Origin of the sequence: Streptomyces sp. NPDC014006 (assembly GCF_043088925.1) — a bacterium.
In the GTDB taxonomy this organism is placed as follows: Bacteria; Actinomycetota; Actinomycetes; order Streptomycetales; family Streptomycetaceae; genus Streptomyces.
In genome coordinates this window covers 41,942-66,318 of the sequence record NZ_JBICAJ010000019.1, presented here as the reverse complement: position 1 = coordinate 66,318, position 24,377 = coordinate 41,942, and the positions used below count along the sequence as shown (strand labels likewise).

Below are 24,377 nucleotides of genomic sequence, written 5' to 3'. Positions count from 1 at the left end.
CTTCCCATGTCCACCACGCACCCCCAGACACCGCTGCGCTGGTACGGTGACGGTTTCCCCAGCACCGACCCGGCCGGCGTCTACCAGGTCCTCGCCGACCTGGACAACGCCTGCTTCATCGTCGGCACCCCGCAGGGGCCCGGCGCCGTCTCCGGCGGCACCGCCGTCCCCACCGGCCAGGGCCCGCAGCTGCTGGCCGCCGCCGCCCCGCTGCCCCCGCACCGGCTCGGCTCGGCCGCCTTCACCGCTGCCCACGGCGTGCGCCAGCCCTACATGGCCGGCGCCATGGCGGGCGGGATCGCCTCCGCCGACATGGTGATCGCCCTGGCCCGGGAGGGATTCCTGGCGTCCTTCGGCGCGGCCGGCCTGCTGCCCGAGACGATCGAGAAGGTGCTGCTGCGGTTCGCCGCCGAGATCCCCGGCCTGCCGTACGCCGTCAACCTGATCCACAGCCCGAGCGAGGACCGGCTGGAACGCGAGGCCGTGGAACTGTTCCTGCGTCACGGCGTGCGCTGCGTCGAGGCGTCGGCCTACATGGGCCTCACCCCGCACGTCGTGCGCTATCGCCTCGCCGGGCTGCGGCGGGACGAGGCCGGGCGGATCGTCGCGGGCAACCGGCTGATCGCCAAGATCTCCCGTGCGGAGACCGCGGAACGCTTCATGCGCCCCGCCCCCGCCGCGACCGTCAGCGCCCTGCTGGAACAGGGACTGATCACCGCCGAGCAGGCGTCCCTCGCCCATCACGTCCCGCTGGCCGACGACATCACGGTCGAGGCCGACTCGGGCGGTCACACCGACCGCCGGCCGCTGCCCGCGCTGCTCCCGGCCATCCTGCGGCTGCGCGACCACGTGCAGCGCGAGCACCGCTACCCGGTGCCGATCCGGGTCGGCGCGGCCGGCGGTCTCGGCACCCCGGTCGCGGTCGCGGGGGCCTTCGCGATGGGCGCGGCCTACGTCGTCACCGGCTCGGTCAACCAGTCCTGCCTGGAGTCCGGGGCCTCCCCGGCCGCCAAGGCCATGCTCGCCGAGGCCGGCATCGCCGACTGCGAGATGGCCCCGGCCGCCGACATGTTCGAGATGGGCGTCGACCTCCAGGTGCTCAAGAAGGGCACCCTGTTCCCGATGCGCGCCCGCCGCCTCCACCAGCTCTACCAGGCCCACGACGGCCTGGAGGCACTGCCCCCGGCCGAACGCGCCCGGCTGGAGCAGCAGATCTTCCGCCGCCCGCTCGAGGACGTCTGGCGGGACTGCGTCGGCTACTTCGAGCGCCGCGACCCCGAGCAGCTCACCCGCGCCGCGGACAACCCCAAGCGCCGGATGGCCCTGGTCTTCCGCTGGTACCTCGGCATGGCCTCGCGCTGGGCGGTGACGGGGCAGGAGGACCGGGCGCAGGACTACCAGATCTGGTGCGGACCGGCCATGGGCTCCTTCAACGACTGGGCCACCGGGAGCTATCTGAAGAACCCCAGCAACCGCCGGGTCGCGGACGTCGCCCACCACCTGATGCGTGGCGCCGCCTTCCACACCCGTGTGGCCCAGCTGCGCCTGGCCGGCGTGCACATCCCGGCCGGCGCCGGCGACTACCGCCCCGTCCCGCTGGAGACCCCCACCGACGCCACCCCCACGGCAGGCGCCCGATGAGCGGCGACCTGACCCCTCAGACGCTGGAGGAACTGCTCGGCGACCCGGCCGACCCCGCCAACCCGTTCGGTTACGCCGCCGCGGTCGCCCACGACGAGGCGAACGCCTCGCCCGAGCGGCTGTGCGACGTGCTGCGCGACACCGGATTCCACCTCAACTACCTGCCGGAGCAGTGGGGCGGCGCCTTCCAGTCCTTCGACCGCAGCCTCACACTGGTCCGCGCGGCGGCCCGCCGGGACGTCAGGATCATGCCCGGCACCATGTTCAGCATCATCGCCGCCACCTGCCTCCAACTGCACGGCACCACGGAGCAGCAGGAGCGGGTGGCGCGCATCCTGCGCGAGGGCGGCGCCGTCGCCTTCGCGCTCACCGAAGCCGAACACGGCAGTGACCTGATCGCCGGACAGGTGCGGCTCGACGCGAACGGACTGCTGCACGGCGAGAAGTGGCTGGTCGGCAACGGCCTGCGCGCCCAGGCCGTCTACGTCGTCGCCCGCACCGGCACCCGCGGGCCGGGCGCCTTCACCTCCTTCCTGCTGGATCTGACCGATGGCTCCCTGGACGACGACGACCTGATCCGGCTGCCGGCACCCCTGATCACCGGCATGCGCGGCATCGACCTGGCCACACTGCGCTTCGACGCCCTTCCGGTGCCCTGGGACGCGCAGGTCGGCAAGGAGGGCGAGGGTCTGGAGGTCGCCATCCGGGCGCAGCAGGCGGTGCGGCTGATGAGCATGGCGGGTTCGCTCGGCATCGCGGACACGGCCCTGCGGCTCACCCTCGGCTTCGCCGCCGAGCACCGCTTCGGCCGCACCACGCTGTCCGCGACGCCTTACGCGGCAAGGGAGTTGGCGGCCGCGTCCGCCGCACTGCTCGCCGCGGACGCGGTGGCGTTGTGCGCCGCCCGCGGCGTGCACGTGGTGCCGGAGGCGTTCAGCGTCTGGGGCCCGGCCGCCAAACACCTGGTCGCCGAGGCCGCCGAGGATCTGCTGCGCCACTGCGGCACCGTGCTGGCCACCCGCTCCGTGCTGCGCGAGAGGGCCCCCGGGGACGGGGTGTTCCAGAAGCTGCAGCGCGACTCGGCCGTCGTCCGCGTGATCGACGCCAGCCCGTACGCCAATCTGCGTTCCTACTGCGGCCAGCTGCCCACCCTGCTCGCCACCACCGAGGCGCCCACGCCCGAGAGCCTGCTCCGCATCTTCACCCTGGACGCGGAGCTGCCGCCCTACGAGCCCGCCCGCCTCGACCTCATCGCGCGTGGTGTGGACCCCGTCCTGGGCGGGCTGCCCACCGTGGTCGCGTCCGTCCGTGCGGCCTTGGACGGCGACACCGCGGAGCTCGTCGCCCGCCTCGCCGAGGCCGTCACCGGCCTGCTGCCGCTGGCCGAGGCCGCGCGGCGCCCCGGCGCGGAGCCCAACGCCCTCGCCGACCTCGCCGAGCGCTACGCCTGGCTGCACGGTGCCGCCGCCTGCGTCCACCTGTGGTGGGCCAACCGCGACCGCCGGCTGTACGGCGGCGAACCCGGCGCCACCGGCTGGCTGCGCGCCGCCCTCGCCTACCTGCTGGCCCGCGCCGAGGGCACCGACCCCCGGCGGTACGGCCCGCACCTGCTGCCCGCCCTCGACGTCCTCGCCGCCCTGCGCGAGCGGGACATGCTCTTCACCGCCACCCCCGTCCGCCTCGCCGCGACGCCTCAGGAGGCCGCTGATGCTCACGCCTGACTCAAGCACACCGGCCGCCCGGCTGGAGGCTTTCCTCGGCTACGCCTACGGCTTGGCCGGCCGGACGCCGTACGCCCCGGTCACCAAGACGCTCGAGCGGAAACCGTCTTTGGACACGTGCCTGCAGATGCTGCGCTGCTGGGGCCTGCCGGACTACGGGCTCCCCGACGACCAGCCCGCCTTCCCCGTCCGCCGCGGCGAAGCCACAGGAGGCCGCTGATGCCCAAGTCCGACCTGACCCGACTGGCCGCCGGGCTGGAGGAGTTCCTCGGCTGCCCGCACGACCCGGCCGGACGGATGCCGTACGCCCGGATCATGGAGCTCGACGAGCGGGAGTCCTACCCCTACGAGTTCGTCCAGATGCTGCGCGGCTGGGGAGTGCCGGAGTACGCCCTGCCCGGCGAGCAGGGCGGGCGCGCGGGCGATGTGGAGGCCGAGTTCAACCTGGTCCGGCTCATCGCCCGGCGCGACCCGGCCACCGCCACCGCGCTGATCATCACCAACCTGGCCTTCATGCCGGTGTGGATCGCCGGCACCGACGAGCAGAAGCGGCGGATCGTCGAGGCCGTCAAGTGCGGCCACCGGCTCTCCTGGGGCCTGTCCGAACGTGCCCACGGCAGCGACCTGCTGGCCAACGCGATGACCGCGACCAAGGTCGACGGCGGCTACCTGCTCACCGGTGAGAAGTGGCTGATCGGGAACGCCACCTGGTCGGACGGCATGGTGGTCTTCGCCCGCACCGGCGAGCGCGGCGGCACCGGCGGCTTCTCCGTCTTCGTGCTGGACAAGCGGACCGCCCCGGTCGGCAGCGTCCAGGAGCTGCCCGGCGAGCGGCTGCACGGCCTGCGCGCCATGGACATCAGCGGCCTGCGGGTAAAGGGCGTCTTCGTGCCCGAGGAAGCCCGCCTCGGCGCCGAGGGGCAGGGCCTGGAGACGGCGCTGAAGGCCACCCAGACCGCCCGGGCCCAGATCAGCAGCATCGCGCTCTCCGCGGTGGACACCGGTCTGCGGCTCACCCTGGACTTCACCGAGGGCCGCGTCATCCTCGGCCAGGCCGTCAGCGACATCCCCTACAGCCGCCGCCAGCTCACCGAGGTCTTCGCCGACCTGCTGGTGGCCGACGCGGTCAGTCTGGGCGCGGTGCGCGGGCTGCAGGTGACACCGCAGCAGGTCAGCGTCTCCTCCTCGGTGGTGAAGTACTTCGTACCCACCCTGCTGGAGCGGACCATGTCCCAGCTGGCCGTGGTGCTCGGAGCCCGCTTCTTCCTGCGCGCCCACCCGCACTACGGCGTCTTCCAGAAGATGCTCCGCGACCTGCTGGTGGCCAACTTCGCCGACGGCAACACCGTCGTCAACCTGCGCAACCTCGGCCACCAGCTGCAGCCCCTGCTCACCACCGCCCTGAACGCCGACGAACAGCTGCGTGCCGAAGCGGTCGGCAATGCCGCCGTGCTGTACGGCATCGACGAGTCCATGCCGCCCTACCGGCCCTGGCTGCAGGAGCTGTTCAGCCGCGGCCGGGACGACACCGTGCTGGCCGCGCCGGACGGTGTCGCGCGGCTGCGCGCCCTCGCACAGGAGGCCAAGGAGGACGACCAGCGCGACTGGCTGGTCCGCGCCTCCGACACCGCCGAGGAGCTGCTCGGGCACACCACCTCGCTCGCCGAGCGCTGCGAGCGGCTGCGCACCGAACTGGGCCGCGCCTACGGCCAGTCCGCCGAACTGTTCGACCTGGCCAAGGAGTACTGCCTGGTGCACGCCGCCGCCGCGTGCGTGCTCACCTTCGTCCACTCGCACGAGGCCCTGGACGAGCCGCTGCCCAACGCCGCCGTGCTGCTGCTCCAGATGGAGCGCCTGCGCCGGCATCTGTACCCCCACGAGGCCGTCACCGACCGGGCCGTGGTGGACGAGGTGATGCGGGTGCTGCGCCACTTCCACCGCGAGGAACGGCTCTTCTCGCACTGGCAGTTCCCACTCGCCGCACGTGCCGTGGACCCGGACGCGGTCCGCCACTGACCACCGAGGAGGACACCGCGTGAGCACGCACCGCGTCCCCGGGGCGTCCGTCCCGCCCACCGACGACTCGGCGATCACCGGACCGATCGGCCGGGCGCCGGACCGTGAACCGGACTTCCGCGAGGCCGAGCACACCACCGGCTTCCCGGACACTCCCCGGAGGACACCGGTGACGAACGTGGAGCCGGCCGCTCTCTGGCTGCTGCCCGAGCGGGCGGTGGACGGCTTCGCCGGCGCGCTCGGCGGGCCGCGGCTGCTCGCCGAGGAGGAGCGCGCCCGCCTGGAGCGCCTGCGCGGCCAGGGCGCGCGCCGGCGCTTCCTGGGGGCCCGGATGCTGGCCCGCTACGCGCTCAGCGCGCGCAGCGGGCGGCCGGTGCACGCCTGGCGCTTCCGGACCGGCCCCTGGGGCCGGCCGGAGCCCGAACCCCCTTGCGAGGGGCTGCGGTTCAACCTGTCGCACACCGAGGGCCTGATCGCCTGCGTGGTCACCCGCGGCCGCGACTGCGGGGTGGACGTCGAGTGCGCCCCCGCCTCATCGGACGCGGTCACCCACCTCGTCCCGCACCTGGCCGACGCCGAACGCGCCGAACTGGCCGGCCTGCCGCCGGCCGTCCGTGCCGACCGGCTCAGCGAGCTGTGGGTGCTCAAGGAGGCGTACCTCAAGGCCCTCGGCACCGGGATCACCCGGGGCCTGGCCGGCTTCGCCTTCGCCACCCCGCCCGCCGGGCCGATCACCGTGCACGACCCCTGCCGTCCGTCCGTGGCGGGTGACGCCTGGTCGTTCGACCTGCTGCGCCCCGCACCCGGATACGTGCTCGCCGTCGCCGTCGAGCACGGCCGCCCGGGCGACCTGCACCGCATCGACCTGGCCGACCTCGCCGATCCGCCCGCCGCCTGACCACCTGTCCGTTTCACAGTGAGGACCACCATGGCACCCGACCACACCCCGCGCGTCGCCGTCATCGGCGCGGGCGTCTCCGGCATCTCCGCCGCCTACCATCTGCGCGACCGCGCCCGGATCACCCTCTTCGAACGGGAGGACCGGCTCGGCGGGCACGCGAACACCGTCGAGATCGAGGAAAACGGCCGTGTCCTCGGGATCGACACCGCCTTCGTCGTCTTCAACCGCCCCGCCTACCCCAACCTCTACGGCTTCTTCGACGAGCTGGGCGTGGACGCGGTGGAGCACCTCGGCGGCTTCAACTTCTTCGACCTGGACTCCGGCCTCGAGTACGGCACCGAGGAACTCGACCTCGGCGAGGACGAGGTGAGGGCCCGCTACGCCGGCTCCCCGGAGTTCCTCACCATCTGGCGGGAGGCCCGTCGCTTCCACACCGAGGGCCGCCGCGACTTCCTGCGCCGCCGCACCGACATCCCGCTCGGCGAGTACCTGGACCGCGGCGGCTACAGCCAGGAGTTCCGGCACTCCTACGTCATCCTGCTCTGCTCCGCCGTGTGGTCGGTGCCCGCAGAGCTGATCTGGGAGATCCCCGCCTCCACCGTCATCGCCTTCTACATGGGCCACGACGAGGGCGGCCTGGGCGGGCGCCGGGTGGACTGGCGCACGGTGGGCGGCGGCTCCATCTCCTACGTCCGCAAGGCGATCGCCGCCATCGGTCCCGACATCCGCACCGGCGCGCCGGTCACCGGTGTCCGCCAGGAACCGGACGGCGTCACGGTGACCACGGCCGGCGGCAGCGAGCGCTTCGACTACGCCGTGATCGGCGCGCACGCGGACGAGGCGCTGGCCATGCTGGAGAACCCCACCGAGCGGCAGCGGACCGTCCTGGGCACCGTGCGCTACAACTCCTCCGACGTGGTGCTGCACACCGACGACACGGTGATGCCCGCCGACCGCGAGCGCTGGGAGGCGTGGAACTACGGCAAGGTCTCCGTGGACGGCCGGGCCCACACCTACGTCGCGTACTACATGAACAAGCTGCACGGCTTCACCGCCGAGCAGGACTACTTCGTCACCCTCGACTACCCGCGCGAGGTACGTCCCGAGACGGTGATCGCCCGCTTCCCCTACACCCACCCGATCATCGACAACCAGGTCCGCGAGCTGCAGAAGGACATCTACGACGTCAACGAGGGCGTCCGGGTCAAGCTCTGCGGGTCCTACTTCCACTCCCGCAAGCTCGGCTGGGACCAGATCGGCTCGCACGAGGCCGGCTTCTCCTCCGGCGCGGAGGCGGCCCACCGGCTGCTGGAGGAGCTCGACGGCCCGGGCGCCTGAGCCTCACTCCTTGTGGCGCTGCGCGGACTCGTGCTCCTGGGCGAGCCTGCGCAGCGCCATCAGGGCGGGCTCCAGCAGGGTGGTGAGGACGACGGCGCGCTCGGCCAGCTCCAGGGGGTCCGTCACGCCCTCCAGGTGGTCGAGATCGAGCCGGGCCGTCTCCTCGGCCAGCCGGGCATAGGGGAGCAGGGCGTGCCAGTCCAGGGCCATTCCGAACTGCTGGAGGCTGGCCAGTGTCTCGGCCAGCAGGCCGCGGGCGGGAGCATCGCCGTGCACCTGCCAGCCCAGCTCCTTGAGCAGCGCGTCCACCGCGGCAGGGTGCTCGGACTCGGCCGGGGTCTCATCGGTGAGCCGGATCGCGCCTAGGGCCAGACCGAGCACGAGGTGGGGGTGGGACTGCTCCTCGGACAGGGCCCGCAGCACCTGTCGCGTGGCGTCCACGGAGAGCCCGCGCACCCCGATCAGGGCCCGGATCAGCCGCAGCCGGCGCAGGTGCTGCTCGTCGTACTCGGCCTGGGTGGCCGAGGTGTGGCGGCCGGCGGGCAGCAGCTCTTCGCGGATGTAGTACTTGATCGTGGGCACGGACACCCCGCTCTTCCGGCTCAGTTCAGAAATTCGCATCGGTCCTGGCTCCTTCTGTTCATCTGGTAGCTTCACTGTCTATGGTGGATAGTGACAGTATCCATAGTGTCACTATCCATTATGCCCGCGGGCGGCTTCCGCAGGTAGGCGGCCCCTCTCAGGAAGAAGCACCGACATGCCCACACTCCCTTGGACCACCCCGAACGAGCTGCGGCCCGGCGTCACCACCGCGCTGGTGATGGCCTCGCGCCTGGAGGTGCGCTCACTCAAGGACGTGCCGCGGTTCTTCCTCCAGTCGCTCGCGGCCTGGAAGCAGGTGCGCGGCGCACAGGGCGCGCTCGGCGCCTCGCTGATCGCCGACCCGCTGCGCCGCACCTTCTGGACCCTGTCGGCCTGGGAGAGCCGTGAGCAGCTCTACGCCTACGCCAAGGCCGAGCCGCACCACACGATCGTGAAGGGCCTGCGCTCCACCATGCGCCAGTCGGTCTTCACCTTCTGGGAAGTCCCCGTCGGTCAGCTGCCGATCACCTGGGCGGACGCCAAGCGCCGCATCGCCGAACAGCAGGCCGCCGAGGCCCGTTCCTGAACACCGTCACCACCGACCGATCCGTTCCGTCCGCCCTTCCCCGACGAACCGCCGAGGAGACCCCCATGCCCAAGCCCGATACCCGGTCGGCGCCGCTGTGGCTGTCGATCGTGGCCTCCAGCGTCCCGATGTTCATGGTCGCGCTGGACAACCTGGTCGTCTCGACCGCGCTGCACACCCTGTCCACAGAGCTCGACGCCTCCACCCAGGACCTGCAGTGGTTCGTCAACGCGTACGTGCTCAGCTTCGCCTGCCTGCTGCTCACCGCCGCCGCGCTCGGTGACCGCTTCGGACGCCGCCGGGTCTTCGTCCTCGGCATCACCCTCTTCACCGTCGCCTCCGTCTTCTGTGGCCTCGCCACCACCAGCGGTGAGCTGATCGCCGCCCGGGCCGTCCAGGGCATCGGAGCCGCGGCCGTGATGCCGCTCTCCCTCACCCTGCTCTCCCAGGCCGTACCGGCCCGCAAGCGCGGCCTGGCACTCGGCCTGTGGTCCGGCATCAGCGGCCTGGCCGTGGCCATGGGCCCCGTGGTCGGCGGCGCCGTGGTGGACGGACTGGACTGGCAGTGGATCTTCTGGGTCAACGTGCCGGTCGGCATCGTCGCCGTCCCGCTGATCCGCTTCGTCCTGCGGGAGAGCCGCCTGGAGGGCGTGGGACTGGACCTGCTGGGCATGGTGCTCGCCTCGGCCGCCCTGTTCGCCGTCGTCTGGGCCATCGTGCACGCCTCCACCGACGGCTGGACCTCCGGCACCGTGCTCGCCGCCTTCACCGCCGGGGCCGTACTGCTCGTCCTCTTCCTGCTCTGGGAGCGTCGCGCCCCGCAGCCGATGCTGCCGCTCTCCTTCTACCGGGTGCGCGCCTTCACCCTCACCAACCTCGTCTCCGCCAGCATGTACTTCGGCGTCTTCGGCTCGCTCTTCCTGCTCGCCCAGTACCTGCAGATCGCCCCGCCGCGCACCCCCTTCGAGGCGGGCGTTCGCACGCTCGCCTGGACCCTGATGCCGATGTTCGTCGCCCCCGTCGCGGGTATGCTGACCAACAAGGTCGGCGGCGGACGGCTGATGGCCCTCGGCCTCTTCCTGCAGGGCGCCGGCCTGGCCTGGATCAACGTGATCGCCGACACCGACACGTCCTACGCGACCCTGGTCGCGCCCATGGTGGTCGCCGGTGTCGGCATGGGCTTCGTCTTCGCGCCCACCGCGGCCGTGGTGCTCGGCTCGGTCAGCCAGGAGCACGCGGGCAAGGCGTCCGGTGCCAACACCACCGTCCGCGAGGTGGGCGGCGCGCTCGGCATCGCCGTACTGAGCACCGTCTTCGCCGGCCACGGCAGCACCGCGTCGCCCACGGACTTCGTCGACGGCATGCACCCGGCCGTGTGGGTGGGCGTCGGCGTCGTACTCGCCGGCGCGCTGTGCGCACTCGGCATCCCGCGCCGGCCGCAGGCCACCGCCGACGTCCCGGACACCGAGTCCGAGGCAGCGGCCTCCGACGCGGACCGCACCCCGGCAGCCACCGCCTGACCACCCACCCCCCGACCGGCGCGGGTGCCCGAACCCCCGCGGGCACCCGCGCCACCTCGTGCCAGGAGAAGTCATGGAACCCTCACTCGACGGCTGGGACATCGCCCGCACCGACGGCGACGACCAGCTCCCGTGGATCCCCTGGGGCAGCCAGGGCAAGGCGCGGGCCAGGATCGCCGCCCGTGCGGACGGCTACCACGTGGCCATCGTCGAGGCCGAGCCCGGCTACCGGACGGAACCGCACATGCACCGGCACGCGGAGTTCCTCTACGTCATCGAGGGCACGTGCACCAACCAGGGCCGCACCATGACCACCGGCGACGCCTTCGCCGCCGCGGCGGGCTCCGCACACACGCACTTCATCGCCGAAACACCTCTGAGGTACGTCTCGATCTTCAAAACCGAGGGTGACGAGGACAAGAACTGACACCGCGCACTCGGCACCCTCACCGAACCGAGGATTCCCATGATCGTCGAATCGTCGTCCGACAGCGCCCGCAAGATCTTCTTCCGAGTCCTGGGGCCGTTGCGGGTCTGTCTCGGGAAACGGGAGGCCGTCCTCCCGGAAAGTCGTCAACTCACCGTCCTGGCCGTGCTGGTGACGGAGGTCAACAAGGCGGTGCCGCTCGGCAGGCTGGTCGACGCGGTGTGGGGCGACACGCCGCCGGTCACCGCGGACAAACAGATACAGACCTGTGTGTGGCGGGTACGCAAGGCATTGGTCCAGGCCGGCTCGCGAGCCGATCTCATCGAGACCGTCCGCGGCGGCTACCGGCTGCGCCTGCCCGACGGGTGCGTGGACACCCAGCTCTTCGAACAGCTCAGGGAGCGCGGCCGGGCCCGGGCACGGGCCGGTGATCCGGTGGGCGCAGTCGGCGACTACCGCGCCGCTCTGGCCCTGTTCCGGGGGGAGCCGCTGGCCGGGCTGGCGAGCCGGGCCCTCGAGCCGGTCGCGGCGTACTGGGCGGAGCGCCGCCTCACCTTGCTCGAGGAGTGCTTCGACGTGGAACTCGCCCTCGGCCACCACCGGGAACTGGTCGGTGAACTGAGCCTCCTGGTGGACGAGCACCCGTTGCGCGAACAGTTCCGCTGGCACCTGATGGCGGCGCTGTACCTGTCCGACCGCCGGGCCGACGCCCTCGCGGTCTACCACGCGGGGCGGGCCGCACTGATCAGCCACGTCGGCCTCGACCCCTGCGCGCGCCTGCAGGACCTGCACCAGCGGATCATCGCCGGCGACCCGGTCCTCCAGCCCGAGACCGTCGCGTATCCGGGGCTCGTCCTGCGGGGCGTGTCCTGAGCGATCGCGGCGTCACAGGACACCGGCCGCTGCCGCCTCCTCAGGCTGTACGAGCTCCCCGGCGAGCGTCTCCAGCGCGTGCCGGAGCACCTCGACGGCCTTCGCGTACTCGGTGAGATCGATGTGCTCCCGGTCGGTGTGGTCGAGCGCGGAGTCGCCCGGGCCGTAGACGGCCATCGGCACGTTCCAGTGCGGCTCGACGATGTTGAGGTCCGCCGTGCCCGTCTTGAGCTTCAGCGTGGGACGCGCGCCCTGAGCGCGTATCGCGGAGCACAGGGCGCGCACCGCGGCGCCCCGGGTGTCGACGCGCACCGCCGGGGTCCGGTCGTCGATCTTCAGCACGGCGTCGCCGGCGGCGTCGGCCAGGAACCGTTCGAACTCCGCCAGGTCGAACCCCGGGGGAGTGCGGCAGGCGACGGTCATGCTCGCCTCCTCGATCGTGCCGCCCATCTCCGTCAGCGTCGGGACGGGCCGGTCGAAGGCGCGGGTCCCCTCCGCGCGCGCCTCGCAGTAGGCGACCACCTTGTTCCAGAAGGCGGCGGCCGCCTCGGTGGCCTTCTCCTCGGGGCTGGCCGTGTGCACGGCGGGACGGCGCACGTCGTACCGCACCACGACCCGTCCCTTGTAGCCGATGCCGACGCCGGACCACCCGTTGGGTTCCCCGACGAAGGCGACGTCGGGCCGGTGCCCCTCGAGGAGGTGTGTCGCACCTCGCCCGAAGGTCTCCTCCTCGACCACCCCCGCCACCACGAGGCGCACGGGGCCGACGTCGGCGGCCGCGGCGGCGCAGATCATGGTGGCCAGCGGTCCCTTGGCGTCCACCGTGCCACGCCCGTACAGCAGCGTGCCCTCCCGTCGCACCTCCACCTGGCTCGGCACGGTGTCCATGTGGCCGATCAGCATGATGGTGGGGCCGGAGTCCGGGCCGCGCCCGGCGATGACGTTGCCGACCTCGTCGAGGTGCGTCTCGAAGCCCCAGTCCTTCAGCTCGCGGGCCAGGAAGGCGGCCAGTTCGGCCTCCTCGCCCGACGGCGAGGGGATGTCGACCATGCGGCGCAGCAATGACTCGGCACGTGTACTCATCGAAACTCCTTGCGTGGAGAGGGGGGTCCCGCGAGGGGAGGGGACTTCCCGCCGTGCAGGGCGCAGGGCAGGCCTGCGGGCTCCCTGCACGGCGGGAAGCAGGTCAACGGGACCCGCGGACGAACGTCGTGCCGGCCCCGGCGCGCGCGGCGAGCACCGGGGAGTCCAGGCGGCCGTCGGCGAGGACGACATGCGGGACCCCGGCCAGGAAGGCCTCACCCGCGCTGCGGAGTTTCACCTTCATGCGCCCGCCCGCGCCGTCCAGGTAGGGGCCCAGCTCCTCGCCGGGCACCTCGGCCACCAGGCTGGCGGGGTCCGCGGGGTCGCGCAGCAGCCCGGGCACGTTGGACAGGATGACCAGCCAGTCGGCCGCCAGGGCCACCGAGAGCCGTGCGGCGAACCGGTCGGCGTCGACGTTGAGCATGCCGTCGGCCGGATCCCGGGCCGGAGGCGACACCACGGGGACGAAACCGCCGTCCAGGAGCGTCAGCAGCAGAGCCGGATCGACCTCGTGGATCCGACCGGAGAAGTCGTCCCGGACGACCCGCTCGACCCCGTCGACCACGGCCCTGGCCGGCGGGGTCCTGCGGGCGGTGACCAGGGATCCGTCGATCCCCGACAGGCCGACGGCGCGCAGTCCCGCCCCGGTCAGCTCCGCGACCAGCTTCGGTTTGACGCGGCCGAGCATCGCCATGACGAGCGCGTCCAGCGCGGGAGCGTCGGTGTAGCGGCTGTGCCGGCCGTTGGGCGCGGTCATGGTGCGGACGGGCCGGCCGAGTTCGGCGGCGAGCCGGTCGGCCTCGGCCCCGCCGCCGTGTACGACGACGACGTCGGCGCCCTGCTGGGCGAGACGGGCGATGTCGGCGCACGCGCGGGCCATCTCCGCGCCGAGCGATCCGCCCACCTTGATCACGAAACGCTCAGGCCGGGTGGAGTCCGGCGAACCGCAGTCCCGCGGACTCGTCGTGGCCTGCGGCGATGTTGAAGCACTGGACGGCATTGCCCGCACCTCCCTTCACCAGGTTGTCGATGGCCGCCACGACGATGAGGTGATCTCCCTCCGCGTTGAGGGACAGGCCGATGTCGCAGTAGTTGGTGCCGCTGAGGATCTTCGGATCCGGTATCCGGCGCAGGGCGGACCGCTCCCTGACCAGCCGTACGAAGGGCTCGTCCCGGTAGGCCGCGCGGTAGAGCGCCCACAGCTCGCGCTCGGTGACGGTCCGCGAGGGGGTGATGTGGCAGGCCACCTGGATGCCGCGCACGGCCTCGATGCCGGTCACCGTCATGTGCACGGGTACGTTGCAGGCCTGTTCGATCTCCGCGGTGTGCCGGTGACCGTGCGGTTTGGCCATGCGCAGGGCGCCGCTGCGCTCGGGATGGTGGCTGCCCTCGTCGGGGGTCCTGCCACCGCCGCTGGAGCCGGTACGGGCGTCCACCAGGGCCGTGCCCGCGACCAGCCCGGCTGCGGCGAGCGGATGCAGGGCGAGGATAGCGGCGTTGGCCATGCATCCGGGCACCGCGATGTGGCTCGCCCCGCGCAGCCGTTCGCGGTGCAGTTCGGGGATGCCCGGCTGGAAACGCGTGAGCCAGGACTCCTGCGGCGCGGGGCCGGAGTAGAAGCGTTCTCGCCGGACGGGGTCGTGGAGCCGGAAGTCGGCGCTCAGGTCCACCACCATCGGTGCGAGCGCGGACCAGGTGTCGATGCTCTTCGCCGACGCGCCGTGCGGCACCGCCAGGAAGACCACGTCGGATTCCGACAGGTCCTCCTCGGCCACGAAGGACAGGTCGCTCTGGCCGCGCAGATTGGGATGCGCGGCACTGAGGGGACGCCCGCGGTGGCGTGTCGAGGTGGCCTGGGCCAGCTCGACGTGCGGATGCTGAAGCAGCAGCCGCAGGAGTTCACCGCCGATGTAGCCGCCGGCGCCGATCACTGAGGCTCTCACGGGCCCACCGTTTCCAGGACGTGGTCGACGAGGAGACCGGCGATGTCCAGCCCGGTGGCCGAGGCGAGTCCATGGAACTCCATGGTGTGGTTGACCTCCGTGACCAGTACTTCGCCGTCGGAGCGTTCGATCAGGTCGACCGCGAGCATGCCGCCGCCGACCGCCTCCGCCGCCCGCAGCGCGAGCTTGGCCAGATCCGGCGTGACCTCGCAGGGCTCCGTGCGGGCGCCGCGCGCCGTGTTGGTGATCCAGTGGTCCGATCTGCGGTAGACGGCCGCGACGACCTGGTCGCCGAGCACGATGGCCCGTATGTCGCGGCCGGGCTTGTCGATGAGTTCCTGGACGTAGAACACCGAGTGCCCCGGCGACCGCAGCGCCTGCTTGTGCTCGACGAGCGTCTCCGCCGCGTCCCGGTCGTTGACCTTCGACAGCAGCCGGCCCCACGACCCGACGGCGGGCTTGACCACCGCCGGATACCCGATCTCCTCGATGGCCTCGAGCGCCGCGTCGGGGGTCACCGCGACGACGGTCCGCGGGGTCGGCAACCCGCCGCGCACCAGGGCCAGCGACGTGAGGATCTTGTCGCCGCAGACCTCGATGACGCTGCTGGGGTTGAGGACCTGATGGCCCGTCGACTCGAACAGACGGGCCGCGTAGACGCTGCGGGTGTGCGACATGATCCGGTTCAGCACGCCCCCGTAGCGCACCGGGGGCGGTGCGTGGAGGTCGCTGATCAGCGTACGGTCGTCGACCGACACGTACGGGACACCGCGTCGTTCCAGGGCGGCGAAGATCAGCCGCTCCTCCAGACGGACGCGGGTGGTCAGGACGGCCAGGAGGCCGTCCTGCGACACGCTTGTGGTCACCCGTTACTCCCCGAAGTCTTCCTCGATCTCCGGGGCGAGCGCGAACTCGACCGGGTCGAGGCAGATGATCTCGAGCTCGACCTGGCAGGCCGGGCACACGACGATCGACGTCACGCGCATGTCCGGCGCCGTCGGTACCGTCTCGGTGCACTCCGGGCAGATGTTCGTCGTGGCGGTGGTCATGACGCGCTCTCCTTCGTGGTGTGACTGTGGTGAGGAACGGTTGTCGTGCGGGGCCGGCCGCTCAGGACGGCCCGCGCGGCGTCGACGACGTGGCGCGGGCTGACGCCGGCGGCGCCGAGTTGGGTGCGGTGATCGCCCGGCCGGGAAGCGAAGGCGTCGCTCACCCCGACCCGCGCCACCCGGGCCGGGCGGTGTTCGGCGACGGCCTCGGCGACCGCGCCGCCCAGCCCGCCGAGCACCGAGTGGTCCTCGACGGTCACGATGCCGGCGGTGCTGTCGGCGGCCCGCACCACCGCCGCGACGTCGAGCGGCTTGATGGTGTGCATGTTCAGCACGGCCGCCTCGATGCCCTGCCCGGCGAGCTGGTCGGCCGCCTCCAGCGCGAAGAGGACGGGGCAGGAGCCGGCTGCGATGATCGTCACGTCGCCTCCGGGGCGCAGCTCCACGGCCTTGCCGACGGTGAAGCCGCTCTCGCCGTGGTGGACGGGCGCGGTCGGGCCGCGGCCGAGCCGGATGTACACCGGGCCCGGAAGATACGCCGCAGCGTTGACCATCCGTACCGTCTCGTCGGCGTCCGCGGGCGTCATCACCGTCATATGGGGCAGCGACCGCATCACGGCGAGGTCCTGCTGGGCGTGGTGGGTCGGCCCCAGGTGGCCTGCGGACAGGCCGGAATGCGTGGCGACGATACGGACCGGCAGCCGGTGGTAGGCGATGTCGATCTTGACTTGTTCCAGGGCCCGCGCGGAGGCGAAGGCGGCCATGGTGTTGACGAAGGGCAGCAGGCCGGTGCTGGCCAGAGCGGCCCCGACGGACATCAGATTGGCCTCGGCGATACCGAGGTCCACGTACTGTTCCGGCAGCACTGCCTCGAACTGCTTCTCCAGGCCGCCCATGTCGGAGTCGAGGCACCAGATCCGCCGGTCCGCCTGCGCCAGTTCGAGCAGGGTGGCGCGGTAGGCGGCCCGGTCGGAGCCGTCCTGCCGTTGGCCGGCGCCCTGCCGCGCCGTGCTCACCGAGGCCGGCGTGCCGCTCATGAGGCGCCCCGCAGGGCGGCGAGGGCTCGCTCGTACGCCGCCTCACCGAGCTTGGCGAAGTGGCTCTGCTTGCGGTGCTCCAGATGGCGCACACCGCGTCCCTTGACCGTCTCGGCGATCAGTACGGCCGGGCGCCCCGGGACCGGGGCGGACCGCAGCGCCGGAACCAGTTCGGAGAAGTCGTGGCCGTTCACCTCCGCCACCTGCCAGCCGAAGGCCCGCCACTTGTCGACGAGCGGCTCCAGCCCCATCCGGCCCTCGGTCGGACCACTGATCTGCAGACGGTTGCGGTCCACCACGGCGGTGAGGTTGTCCAGCTCCAGGTGGGAGGCCGCCATGGCCGCCTCCCAGACCGACCCCTCCTGCAGCTCGCCGTCGCCCATCAGGGTGAAGACCCGGTTGGGGCGTTCGGCGCGGCGGGCGGCCAGAGCCAGTCCGGTGGCCAGCGACAGACCGTGGCCGAGGGAGCCGGTCGCGAACTCCACGCCCGGCACCGCGGGCGTGGGATGCGCCATCAGCCGCCCGCTGGGGGAGCCGTAGGTGTCCAGCTCCGAGGGGGCGATGAACCCCCGCTCGGCGAGTGTCGCGTACAGCGCGGCGCTCGCATGGCCCTTGCTGAGCACGAAGTGGTCGCGCCCCGCCCAGTCCGGCTCCTCCGGGCGCAGCCGCAGAACCGCAAAATACAGCGCCACGAGGATGTCGGTCGCCGACAGGGAGCCGCCCACGTGCGTGCCGATCGCACCGGCCCCGATCCTGAGCACGTGCTCGCGGACCGCCGTCGCCCGGTACCGCAGGTCGTCCCAGGGCGCGGCCTCGCCCGTGACCGCCTCGGCGATCTGAACGCTCACGCCGGCACACCGGCCTTCTGGCCGTACCCCTTGACGGCGGCCCACGGCGGCTCGTAGTCGAGCGAGCGAGCGAAGCGGGCGATGACGTCGAGGTTTCCCCAGACCCGCTCGAAGGCGGCCGCGTACTCCTCCAGCGCGGGGCCGGCGTCGGGGTTGAGGTGCATGCGCCGCAGGCAGAGGGAGTCCTCGATGACCTGGCAGGTCACCGGGTAGTCGGCCAGGTCGTAACGCTGCGGATTGGCCCCCGGCAGCGACCACGGAAAGCCGTTGCCGTAGGCGTTCTGCTCCTGGAACACCGGCTGACCGGGCAGCGGGATGATCTGGTAGTGCGTCAGCGGCACACCCTCCGCGAGCAGCGCCCGGCGCAGCGCCTGGCGGAACCGCCCCGGGGTGACCCCGTCCAGGCCCGCCGCCTGCGGGTCGAAGCGGAAGCGCAGCATGTGCCACATGTGGGTTCGGTCGTCCGGGACGGTCGGGACGACGATGCCCGGCAGCTCCGCGAGCCGGGCCAGGAAGAGGGGGATGTTCTTGTCGCGGCGCTCCTGGTACTCCCAGAACCTCGCCAGCTGCGACCGGGTGAAGGCGGCCAGCACGGAGCTGAGCTTGAGGTTCGACCCGCGGGTGGCGGACACGTACAGCCGTTCGTCCGTGCTGAGGTCCTCGCCGAGGATGCGCAGGCTCCGGCAGCGCTCGGCGACGCTCTCGTCGTCCGTGACGATCAGGCCGCCCTCGCCGCAGGTCGGGACGGACTTCTCCACGTTGAGGCTGAAGACCGAGGCGGCGCCCATGGAGCCGGCGGTCTCACCGCGGTACTTGCCGCCCTGCGCCTGCACGGCGTCCTCGACCACCAGCAGGTCGTACTTGCGGGCCAGCGCCCGGATCTCGTCCATGTCGGCGGGCAGACCGCCGAGGTGGACCGGGACGATCGCCCGCGTGCGGGAGGTGATCTTCGCCTCGATCTGCGTCACGTCGATGTTGAACGTGACCGGGTCGATGTCCACGAACACCGGGATCGCCAGCTGGTACAGGGGCGCCATCGCGGTCGCCACATAGCTGAGGGCCGGGACGATCACCTCGTCCCCGGGCTGGAGGCCGAGGGCGGTCAGCGCCAGCTCCAGAGCCACCGTGCCGCTGTTGACGGCCACCGCGTACCGGGTGTCGCAGAACTCGGCCCACTCGCTCTCGAGCCCGCTGATCTCCTGCTCGTTCTTCGCGCCGACCGTGAACTTGCGGCTGTCCAGGGCCCGCAGCACGGCGTCCTTGTCCGCCTGCGTCACCACCGGCCACTCCAGCCGCCGATGTTCCGGACGAACCACGGGCTTGCTGCCGAACATCGCCAGCTGCGCCTTCATGTCTCTCCCCCTTGTGAGCGGAACAGGGCTCACCTGCTCCCTGTCGCCGGAATGCATGAACCCGAATGTGCGCACACCTCACCGTGTGCCTCGCCATGTCGCAGGAGCCGTTCGCGGCGCTGTGGCCGCCGGCCCCGCCGTGGACGCTAGGGCCCGCCGCTCTTGTCGCGTTCTCACCGTGAACTCCGGCCGGTCACTTCCCCCGGTGAGCGCTGGGATGCGCGTCGGTGCCCTCGGTGGTCGCGGACCGGGGGCGCGGGAGACGAGATCGACGTGAGACCACCGCGAGAGAGGCCGTCCCTACCCTGTCCCCGTCCCGACCTGATGGCCCGAACAGGAGGTGTGCGGGGTGGACACCACACAAACCGGCCAGTGCGTGGTAACCGCGGACGGCTGGCGGCTGTCCGACGAGGTGCCGGAGCGGGTGGCCGCCAGCTGCCTCTACGACTCCGCGGACTGGCTGCGCGCCTGGGAGGGCATCGGCATCGAGAAACGCTCCCGGCACGCGTATGTGCACACCGACCCCGAGGGCCCCGACGGAGCTTCGGTTCTCCCGCTCTACGCCGTGCACGAGTCGCCGTTCTGGGACGGATACGAGCGGCAGGTCGGCCTGGTGGGCCGGTTCGGCAACCCCGTGATCTTCGCCGGCTCCCCGTACTCCATGTACGGCAAGCGCGGGCACGTGCCCGCCGCGCTCGTCAGGGGCGCGTACGACACCGCGATGGAATGGATCGCGTCGGGAGCGGCCGAGACGCTCGTGGTGCCCAACCTCACCGAAGAGGGCGTGGCCGACTGGCTGGCGGTGGCCGGCCCCCCGGTCGGCCGCATCCTGCTCGAACGCACCTACAGCTGCGACCTGTCCGGCGACTTCGACGACCACATGTACCGCGTCACCAACAAGATCAGGCGGGATGTGCAGAGGCGGCTGCGCCGGGCCGACGAGCGCGGCCTGCGCATCCGGATGGTCGAGGGAGCGCAGGCGCACGCGCTGGTGGCCGCCGCGTACCCGCTGACCGTCGACACCAGTGACAAGAACGACTGGCCGGCGCTGTTCGACGAGGACGCGCTGCACGGCATGCTGCGGGTGCCCGGCGCGATGCTCGTCGCCGCCGAGGTGGACGACCGGCTCGTCGGGGCCTTCTTCGCCTTCCGGCGCGGGTCGGAAGTGACCTTCATGTGCGGCGGCGTCGACTACGCCACGCTTCCCGACCTGAGCACCTACGTGTCCCTGATGTACCGCAGCACCGAGTGGGCGTACCGGCAGGGCATGCGGCGCCTGGAGTGGGGACGCGACAACTACCGGTTCAAGGAGCGGCACGCCCTGACCGGTACCGACCTGTGGGCACTGGTGTACGCCCCCGAGCACCGTGCCGACCTCGAACCGGCGCTGGCCCACATGCACCAGGTGCTGTCCGCCTACATCAGGGGAGAGTGACATGGGAGCGGGCCGAGGCCGCATCGCGCTGCTTCTGGCAGCCGTAATCAGCGTCAACGCGTCCTACACGGTGATGATCCCGTTCGTGCCGGACCTGGAGCACCGGGCCGGGGCCGGGCCGGTCGTCGTCGCCCTGACCTTCGCGCTGTTCGCCGGGGCCAAGGCGCTCACCCAGCCGCTCGGCGGATGGTGGGTCGACAAGTGGCGCGCCGACCGCGTCGCGATGCTGTCCATGCTCATCGCCGCGGTCGGTATCGCGCTCACGGCGCTGGCCCGGGACAGTTTCACCCTGCTGTCCGCGCGGGTGTGCTGGGGGGTCGGCGAGGGGCTGGTGTCCCCGGCGCTCTACGCCGGCATGACGGCGCTGTGCCGGCAGCACGGTATCCCCACGAGCCGGATGATGGGCAACTTCGGGTCGGCCGCGGTGGCCGGGTTTCTCCTCGGGCCGCTGATCGCCGGAGTGGCCGTGCCGGTCGGCTTGACGGGCCTGTTCCTGGCGGGCGCCGCGATCACCGCCGCGACGGCTGTCGGACTTGTGCTGGCCATCCCCGGGCAGGAGCCCGCAGAGCCCAGGGAGGAAGAGGATTCCGCCCCCGGGGCGGACGCCCCCGCGGCGGGCCCCGCGCCGGTCCGATGGTGGGTGTGGGCCCTTCTGTTGGGCGGGCTCGACATGTTCACCTTCCTCGTGTACTCGGCACTCGAACCGCTCCTGCCGGTCTACCTGAGCTCGGGAGGGCACACGTCGGCCCGAACGGCGATCTCGGCGGTCTTCGTCGCCGGACTGGCCGTCTCGGGCCTGACGATGTGGCTGCTGGGTCGCCACACCCTGCCCCTGCGGACGCTCGCGGCGACCGGACTGGCCCTCACGGCCGTCGGTCTGCTCGCCATGGCCGCCAGCGCCCAAGTCATGGCCGTCGGCGGAAGCTTCATGGTCTACATGTTCGGTTACGCGACGCTCTTCCTCACCGCCCGGCGCGGGATCGTGGAACTGAAGGCCGCCACGGCGAACGACGGCAAGGCCTTCGGGCTGTTCGGCCTGGTCTCGGACCTCGGCAACGTCCTCGGCCCCGTCATCGGCGTCGCCCTGTACGCGGTGACCGACCGCCTGCCGTTCCTCGTGCTGGGCGGAGTGAGCGGCCTCGTGCTGCTGGCCGTCGCCGCTGTGGGCCGGCGCCGAAGCACCGTGCCGGGCACCGCTGCGGCAGCGCCCGTGAGGACGGCGCAGGCGGCCGGAGCACGCGACGCCGGCGAGACGGCGGCGGTACCGGCCGCTGCCGCAGTGGATCGAGACGGCTGATCAGGTTCGAACGCGTCCGGCGAATACCGCGGCGTCCCGGGACGAAAGGACCCACCCGGGTGCAGGGGTCGGCCCCCGGGACAGCACCGCGGACGCACCGCGGGCCGGACATGGTGGGCGACGACTGATACTGCGCAGCGCGCGAGGGCCCTGAACGTGCCCGTGACGCGCAGGCCCGGCCCGGACCGTGAACGGTCAGCCACGGCTCACCGGCGGCCTGCCGCTCGCCGGAGCGCGCCGGTCCTGCTCAGGAGCCAGGCGCCGAGCGCCGTCAGGAGGGCGGCCGCCAACGCGTACACCGGCAGCCAGAGCGTCGTCGTGGACGCCAGGCAGTCGTTGACGGCGCGCTGGCCCTGGTCGTTCTGCGCGTACGCCAGTGCGGCCCTGTCGTGGCTGCTCAGATCGCTCAGGGCGGCCTGCGCCTGCAGCGCCGCGTAGCTGCCGAGGTGGGCGCATTTGGTGCGGGTGCCCGGCATCGGGAAGAACCAGGCCCAGCGCTGCATGGCGGGGGCCACCGCGAGGGCCGTGCACAGGCCGACGACCAGCGCATAGGCCAGCAGGCTCCGCACGTACGCGAACCTCGCGCCGGGCGCGGGGGCCGGCGGGCGGGCGAAGGAGAGGATCAGCGCGAGCAGCGTGACGCCGAGGTAGGTGGAGAACCACTGCCACGAGCCGGAGGAAAGCGCGAACGCGAGCACGCCGGCGAGCGAGGTCCCCAGAACGGCGGCCCGATCGCCGGCTCCCCGGTCCGCTACGGCGCTCACGGAGCCCCGGGCGCCCGGGCGGCTGCGGTCGTCCATGCTCTCTCTCCTGCCTGGCTCCGGGCCGCCAGTCTCCGGCCGCTGCCCCCTTGGGGCACTCGCACCATGCCGCTCCGCCCGCCCCGCTCGCCCAGTTGGCGGGCGCGCCGCGCCGGAGCCGTGCGCTGCGCCCCACGGGCCAGGTGGCGAGGAGGAGCGCGGTCGGGGCGCCGAGCACGGTCTCCGTCCTACCGCGCCGGACGGGGCACCGATCGTGCGCAGGCGGGCCTGGAGGCCACCCGGGCTGCTCAGGCTCATCGGCCCGGTGACCGGTGACCTGGTCTGCGGCCGGGGCGAGCACTTCGGGGCCTCTGCCCGCGCCCGATCAGGGCCGGGCGGACGCGCCGGCTCATCGACCCGCTTCGCCGCGGCGCCGTTCCCGCCTGCGCAGGGAGCAAGCGGAAGACTGCTCCACGGGGCGTGACCGCAGGCATGATGTAAGCCATGCCCCATACCGCCCGCCGCATGTTCGAGCTCCTGGAGCCGATCTGCCTGGTCACCTACTTCGCCGACGAGTGCAACGAGGAGCTGGCCGCACTCGGCCACCGCACCTACTGGGACGGCTACTTCGCCAGCCGCGCCGCGCCGCTGGGGCGGGTGCCCGCGCAGGTCGTGCACGCGGCCTTCTACAGCTTCGCCGACGGGGAGGCCGCGCGGCACATTCCGGGCGCGTGGGAGACGATTTCGCCCGAGGCGTCCGTCGCCGCGCGGGAGCGGGGCAGCGCGGCCTCCCTGCGGCGGATCCTCGGCGACGGACTGGCCGGCTCCCCGGGCCTGGTGCGCGCCGCCGACCTGACCACCAAAGCCGCGACGAACGCGCCCACAGAAGGCCGGGTGATGTACGCCGGGATGCGCACCCTTCCGGTGCCGAGCGACCCGGTCGCCCGGCTGTGGCATTCCGCGACCATGCTGCGCGAGCACCGCGGTGACGGGCACGTCGCCGCTCTCGTCGGCGCGCGCATCGGGGGCACGGAGGCCCACGTGCTGTCCGCGCTGGCGCAGGGCATCCACCCGCCGGAGTCGTTCGGGCGCATCCATCACCTGCCGAAGAAGCGGCTGGCCGCGGTCATGGACGGCTTGCGCGAGCGCGGGCTCGTCGGCGCCGACGGCCGGTTCACCGACGCCGGCCGCGAGACCAGACAACGCATCGAAGCCCTTACCGACGAGCTCGCCGCCCCGCCGTACGACGCCCTGTCCCCCGCCGAGCTCGACGAGCTGGTCACCGAGCTCGAACCCATCACCGCGACGCTGGTGGCCGCGGGCTCACGGTGACGAGCAGCGATTGACGGGCCGAGACTCCGCCGTAAAGTACGCCGAGTTCTCGGCCCGGTGTTCGCATGGACGGTCACCCAAAGGCTTGGGAGGCCCGTTCATCAGTCCGGCAGGCAGGAGCGAAATCTGCGAAGCAGTTCGAGCGCGGCAGGGCTCTCCGCATCGAAAGTCCGCCCTTGTTGTTCGGCAGGAAGACCCGGCCCCCAGACGCGGGTACCGTGACAGCGGAAGCAGAAGGCGATCTCGAAGAGCTGCTCGGTGGAGCTGTGTGCCCGGATTCCCCAGCCCGGCAAGAAGCAGCGGTACAGCTCGCTTTCCGGCAGGTCGGTGATCAGAGAGAGGGCCTGCTGCGCTTGGTCTCCCTTCCAGATTGCGGCAGTGTCGCCGACCAGGTCTTCCGAAGTGATGTGCCTGGCAGGGTCGGTGATGCGGACGACCTCGATGAACTCGGTCTTCCCATGGGTCGGCGGCAGCAGCATGCCCCCAGAATCTCCGATGGGGACTCAGTCGTCCAGGGACGGCCGTAAGGCAGGACTTTGCGGCTCAGGTGGGGAGCCGGCGGTAGCAGATGCGCATGGCCGGCGCCCTCTTCGCAACGTACTCAAGCTCTTGCCCGCGAAGGCAGTCAGCCGCCCGCGCCCACGGCGCGCCGCGTG

Annotated in this window: 24 protein-coding genes; 13 read left to right on the top strand and 11 right to left on the bottom strand. The window is 72.2% G+C overall.

What is annotated here, in order from left to right; translation table 11 throughout:
* The first annotated feature begins 6 nt into the window (after positions 1 to 6).
* From ACF1GV_RS38820 to ACF1GV_RS38795, 6 genes are read left to right on the top strand one after another with little or no spacing between them, the layout of a single operon-like run.
* On the top strand, positions 7 to 1,641 hold the full coding sequence (locus ACF1GV_RS38820) for a PfaD family polyunsaturated fatty acid/polyketide biosynthesis protein (RefSeq protein ID WP_391691124.1): 1,635 nt from the start codon (positions 7 to 9) through the stop codon (positions 1,639 to 1,641).
* Positions 1,638 to 3,362 (top strand): acyl-CoA dehydrogenase family protein, encoded by a 1,725-nt coding sequence (locus ACF1GV_RS38815; protein ID WP_391691121.1) that lies wholly within the window; start codon positions 1,638 to 1,640, stop codon positions 3,360 to 3,362. Before ACF1GV_RS38820 ends, ACF1GV_RS38815 begins: the two co-directional genes overlap by 4 nt.
* Entirely contained in the window at positions 3,349 to 3,582 is a 234-nt protein-coding gene (locus tag ACF1GV_RS38810) for a hypothetical protein (RefSeq protein WP_391691118.1), read from the top strand. Before ACF1GV_RS38815 ends, ACF1GV_RS38810 begins: the two co-directional genes overlap by 14 nt.
* A complete protein-coding gene (locus tag ACF1GV_RS38805) occupies positions 3,582 to 5,378 on the top strand; it encodes an acyl-CoA dehydrogenase family protein (RefSeq protein WP_391691115.1) in 1,797 nt (598 codons plus the stop codon). Before ACF1GV_RS38810 ends, ACF1GV_RS38805 begins: the two co-directional genes overlap by 1 nt.
* A 19-nt stretch (positions 5,379 to 5,397) precedes the next feature.
* A complete protein-coding gene (locus ACF1GV_RS38800) occupies positions 5,398 to 6,276 on the top strand; it encodes a 4'-phosphopantetheinyl transferase family protein (RefSeq protein ID WP_391691112.1) in 879 nt (292 codons plus the stop codon).
* A gap of 30 nt (positions 6,277 to 6,306) precedes the next feature.
* A complete protein-coding gene (locus ACF1GV_RS38795) occupies positions 6,307 to 7,617 on the top strand; it encodes an NAD(P)/FAD-dependent oxidoreductase (RefSeq protein WP_391691110.1) in 1,311 nt (436 codons plus the stop codon).
* A 3-nt stretch (positions 7,618 to 7,620) separates the two neighbouring features.
* Here the strand turns inward: ACF1GV_RS38795 and ACF1GV_RS38790 are convergent, their stop codons facing one another.
* Positions 7,621 to 8,238 carry a MerR family transcriptional regulator gene (locus tag ACF1GV_RS38790; protein WP_391691107.1) on the bottom strand — a complete coding sequence of 206 codons (618 nt, stop codon included), beginning with the start codon at positions 8,236 to 8,238 and terminating at the stop codon, positions 7,621 to 7,623.
* A gap of 136 nt (positions 8,239 to 8,374) precedes the next feature.
* Between ACF1GV_RS38790 and ACF1GV_RS38785 the strand changes: the two genes are divergently transcribed.
* The 4 genes from ACF1GV_RS38785 (at position 8,375) to ACF1GV_RS38770 (ending at position 11,605) form a co-directional block, all read left to right on the top strand.
* Positions 8,375 to 8,785, top strand: coding sequence for a DUF3291 domain-containing protein (locus ACF1GV_RS38785; RefSeq protein WP_391691104.1), 411 nt, complete (start codon positions 8,375 to 8,377; stop codon positions 8,783 to 8,785).
* 65 nt (positions 8,786 to 8,850) lie between these two features.
* Complete coding sequence (locus tag ACF1GV_RS38780; RefSeq protein WP_391691101.1) at positions 8,851 to 10,305, top strand: MFS transporter; 1,455 nt, start codon at positions 8,851 to 8,853, stop codon at positions 10,303 to 10,305.
* A gap of 73 nt (positions 10,306 to 10,378) precedes the next feature.
* Positions 10,379 to 10,732: a cupin domain-containing protein gene (locus tag ACF1GV_RS38775; RefSeq protein WP_391691098.1), complete on the top strand. Its 354-nt coding sequence runs from the start codon at positions 10,379 to 10,381 to the stop codon at positions 10,730 to 10,732.
* A gap of 39 nt (positions 10,733 to 10,771) precedes the next feature.
* A complete protein-coding gene (locus tag ACF1GV_RS38770; protein WP_391691095.1) occupies positions 10,772 to 11,605 on the top strand; it encodes a BTAD domain-containing putative transcriptional regulator in 834 nt (277 codons plus the stop codon).
* 12 nt (positions 11,606 to 11,617) lie between these two features.
* Here the strand turns inward: ACF1GV_RS38770 and ACF1GV_RS38765 are convergent, their stop codons facing one another.
* The 8 genes from ACF1GV_RS38765 to ACF1GV_RS38730 all read right to left on the bottom strand — a co-directional run bounded on the left by ACF1GV_RS38765 (position 11,618) and on the right by ACF1GV_RS38730 (position 18,917).
* Positions 11,618 to 12,688 carry a [LysW]-lysine hydrolase gene (locus ACF1GV_RS38765; RefSeq protein WP_391691092.1) on the bottom strand — a complete coding sequence of 357 codons (1,071 nt, stop codon included), beginning with the start codon at positions 12,686 to 12,688 and terminating at the stop codon, positions 11,618 to 11,620.
* Positions 12,689 to 12,791: 103 nt separating this feature from the next.
* Complete coding sequence (locus ACF1GV_RS38760) at positions 12,792 to 13,601, bottom strand: [LysW]-aminoadipate kinase (protein ID WP_391691089.1); 810 nt, start codon at positions 13,599 to 13,601, stop codon at positions 12,792 to 12,794.
* Positions 13,602 to 13,608: 7 nt separating this feature from the next.
* Positions 13,609 to 14,631: an N-acetyl-gamma-glutamyl-phosphate reductase gene (argC, locus tag ACF1GV_RS38755; protein WP_391691087.1), complete on the bottom strand. Its 1,023-nt coding sequence runs from the start codon at positions 14,629 to 14,631 to the stop codon at positions 13,609 to 13,611.
* Positions 14,628 to 15,497 (bottom strand): lysine biosynthesis protein LysX, encoded by an 870-nt coding sequence (gene lysX, locus ACF1GV_RS38750; RefSeq protein WP_391691084.1) that lies wholly within the window; start codon positions 15,495 to 15,497, stop codon positions 14,628 to 14,630. The genes argC and lysX overlap by 4 nt, the downstream gene beginning before the upstream one ends.
* Before the next feature lie 3 nt (positions 15,498 to 15,500).
* Positions 15,501 to 15,680, bottom strand: coding sequence for a lysine biosynthesis protein LysW (locus ACF1GV_RS38745; RefSeq protein WP_363268089.1), 180 nt, complete (start codon positions 15,678 to 15,680; stop codon positions 15,501 to 15,503).
* On the bottom strand, positions 15,677 to 16,717 hold the full coding sequence (locus ACF1GV_RS38740) for a transketolase family protein (protein WP_391691081.1): 1,041 nt from the start codon (positions 16,715 to 16,717) through the stop codon (positions 15,677 to 15,679). Before ACF1GV_RS38740 ends, ACF1GV_RS38745 begins: the two co-directional genes overlap by 4 nt.
* Entirely contained in the window at positions 16,714 to 17,565 is an 852-nt protein-coding gene (locus tag ACF1GV_RS38735; protein WP_391691078.1) for a transketolase, read from the bottom strand. Before ACF1GV_RS38735 ends, ACF1GV_RS38740 begins: the two co-directional genes overlap by 4 nt.
* Entirely contained in the window at positions 17,562 to 18,917 is a 1,356-nt protein-coding gene (locus ACF1GV_RS38730; RefSeq protein WP_391691075.1) for a DegT/DnrJ/EryC1/StrS family aminotransferase, read from the bottom strand. Before ACF1GV_RS38730 ends, ACF1GV_RS38735 begins: the two co-directional genes overlap by 4 nt.
* Before the next feature lie 349 nt (positions 18,918 to 19,266).
* Between ACF1GV_RS38730 and ACF1GV_RS38725 the strand changes: the two genes are divergently transcribed.
* Complete coding sequence (locus ACF1GV_RS38725) at positions 19,267 to 20,352, top strand: GNAT family N-acetyltransferase (RefSeq protein ID WP_391691073.1); 1,086 nt, start codon at positions 19,267 to 19,269, stop codon at positions 20,350 to 20,352.
* Position 20,353: 1 nt separating this feature from the next.
* Complete coding sequence (locus ACF1GV_RS38720) at positions 20,354 to 21,649, top strand: MFS transporter (RefSeq protein ID WP_391691070.1); 1,296 nt, start codon at positions 20,354 to 20,356, stop codon at positions 21,647 to 21,649.
* Positions 21,650 to 21,855: 206 nt separating this feature from the next.
* Here ACF1GV_RS38720 and ACF1GV_RS38715 read toward each other — a convergent pair whose 3' ends face one another.
* The gene (locus tag ACF1GV_RS38715; RefSeq protein ID WP_391691067.1) at positions 21,856 to 22,449 is read right to left on the bottom strand and encodes a hypothetical protein; all 594 of its coding nucleotides are present in this window, start codon (positions 22,447 to 22,449) and stop codon (positions 21,856 to 21,858) included.
* Between the two features lie 444 nt (positions 22,450 to 22,893).
* Here ACF1GV_RS38715 and ACF1GV_RS38710 point away from each other — a divergent pair, with 444 nt between their 5' ends.
* Positions 22,894 to 23,721: a MarR family transcriptional regulator gene (locus ACF1GV_RS38710; protein ID WP_391691064.1), complete on the top strand. Its 828-nt coding sequence runs from the start codon at positions 22,894 to 22,896 to the stop codon at positions 23,719 to 23,721.
* Positions 23,722 to 23,822: 101 nt separating this feature from the next.
* Here the strand turns inward: ACF1GV_RS38710 and ACF1GV_RS38705 are convergent, their stop codons facing one another.
* A complete protein-coding gene (locus tag ACF1GV_RS38705; protein WP_391691061.1) occupies positions 23,823 to 24,200 on the bottom strand; it encodes a hypothetical protein in 378 nt (125 codons plus the stop codon).
* Positions 24,201 to 24,377 lie beyond the last annotated feature (177 nt).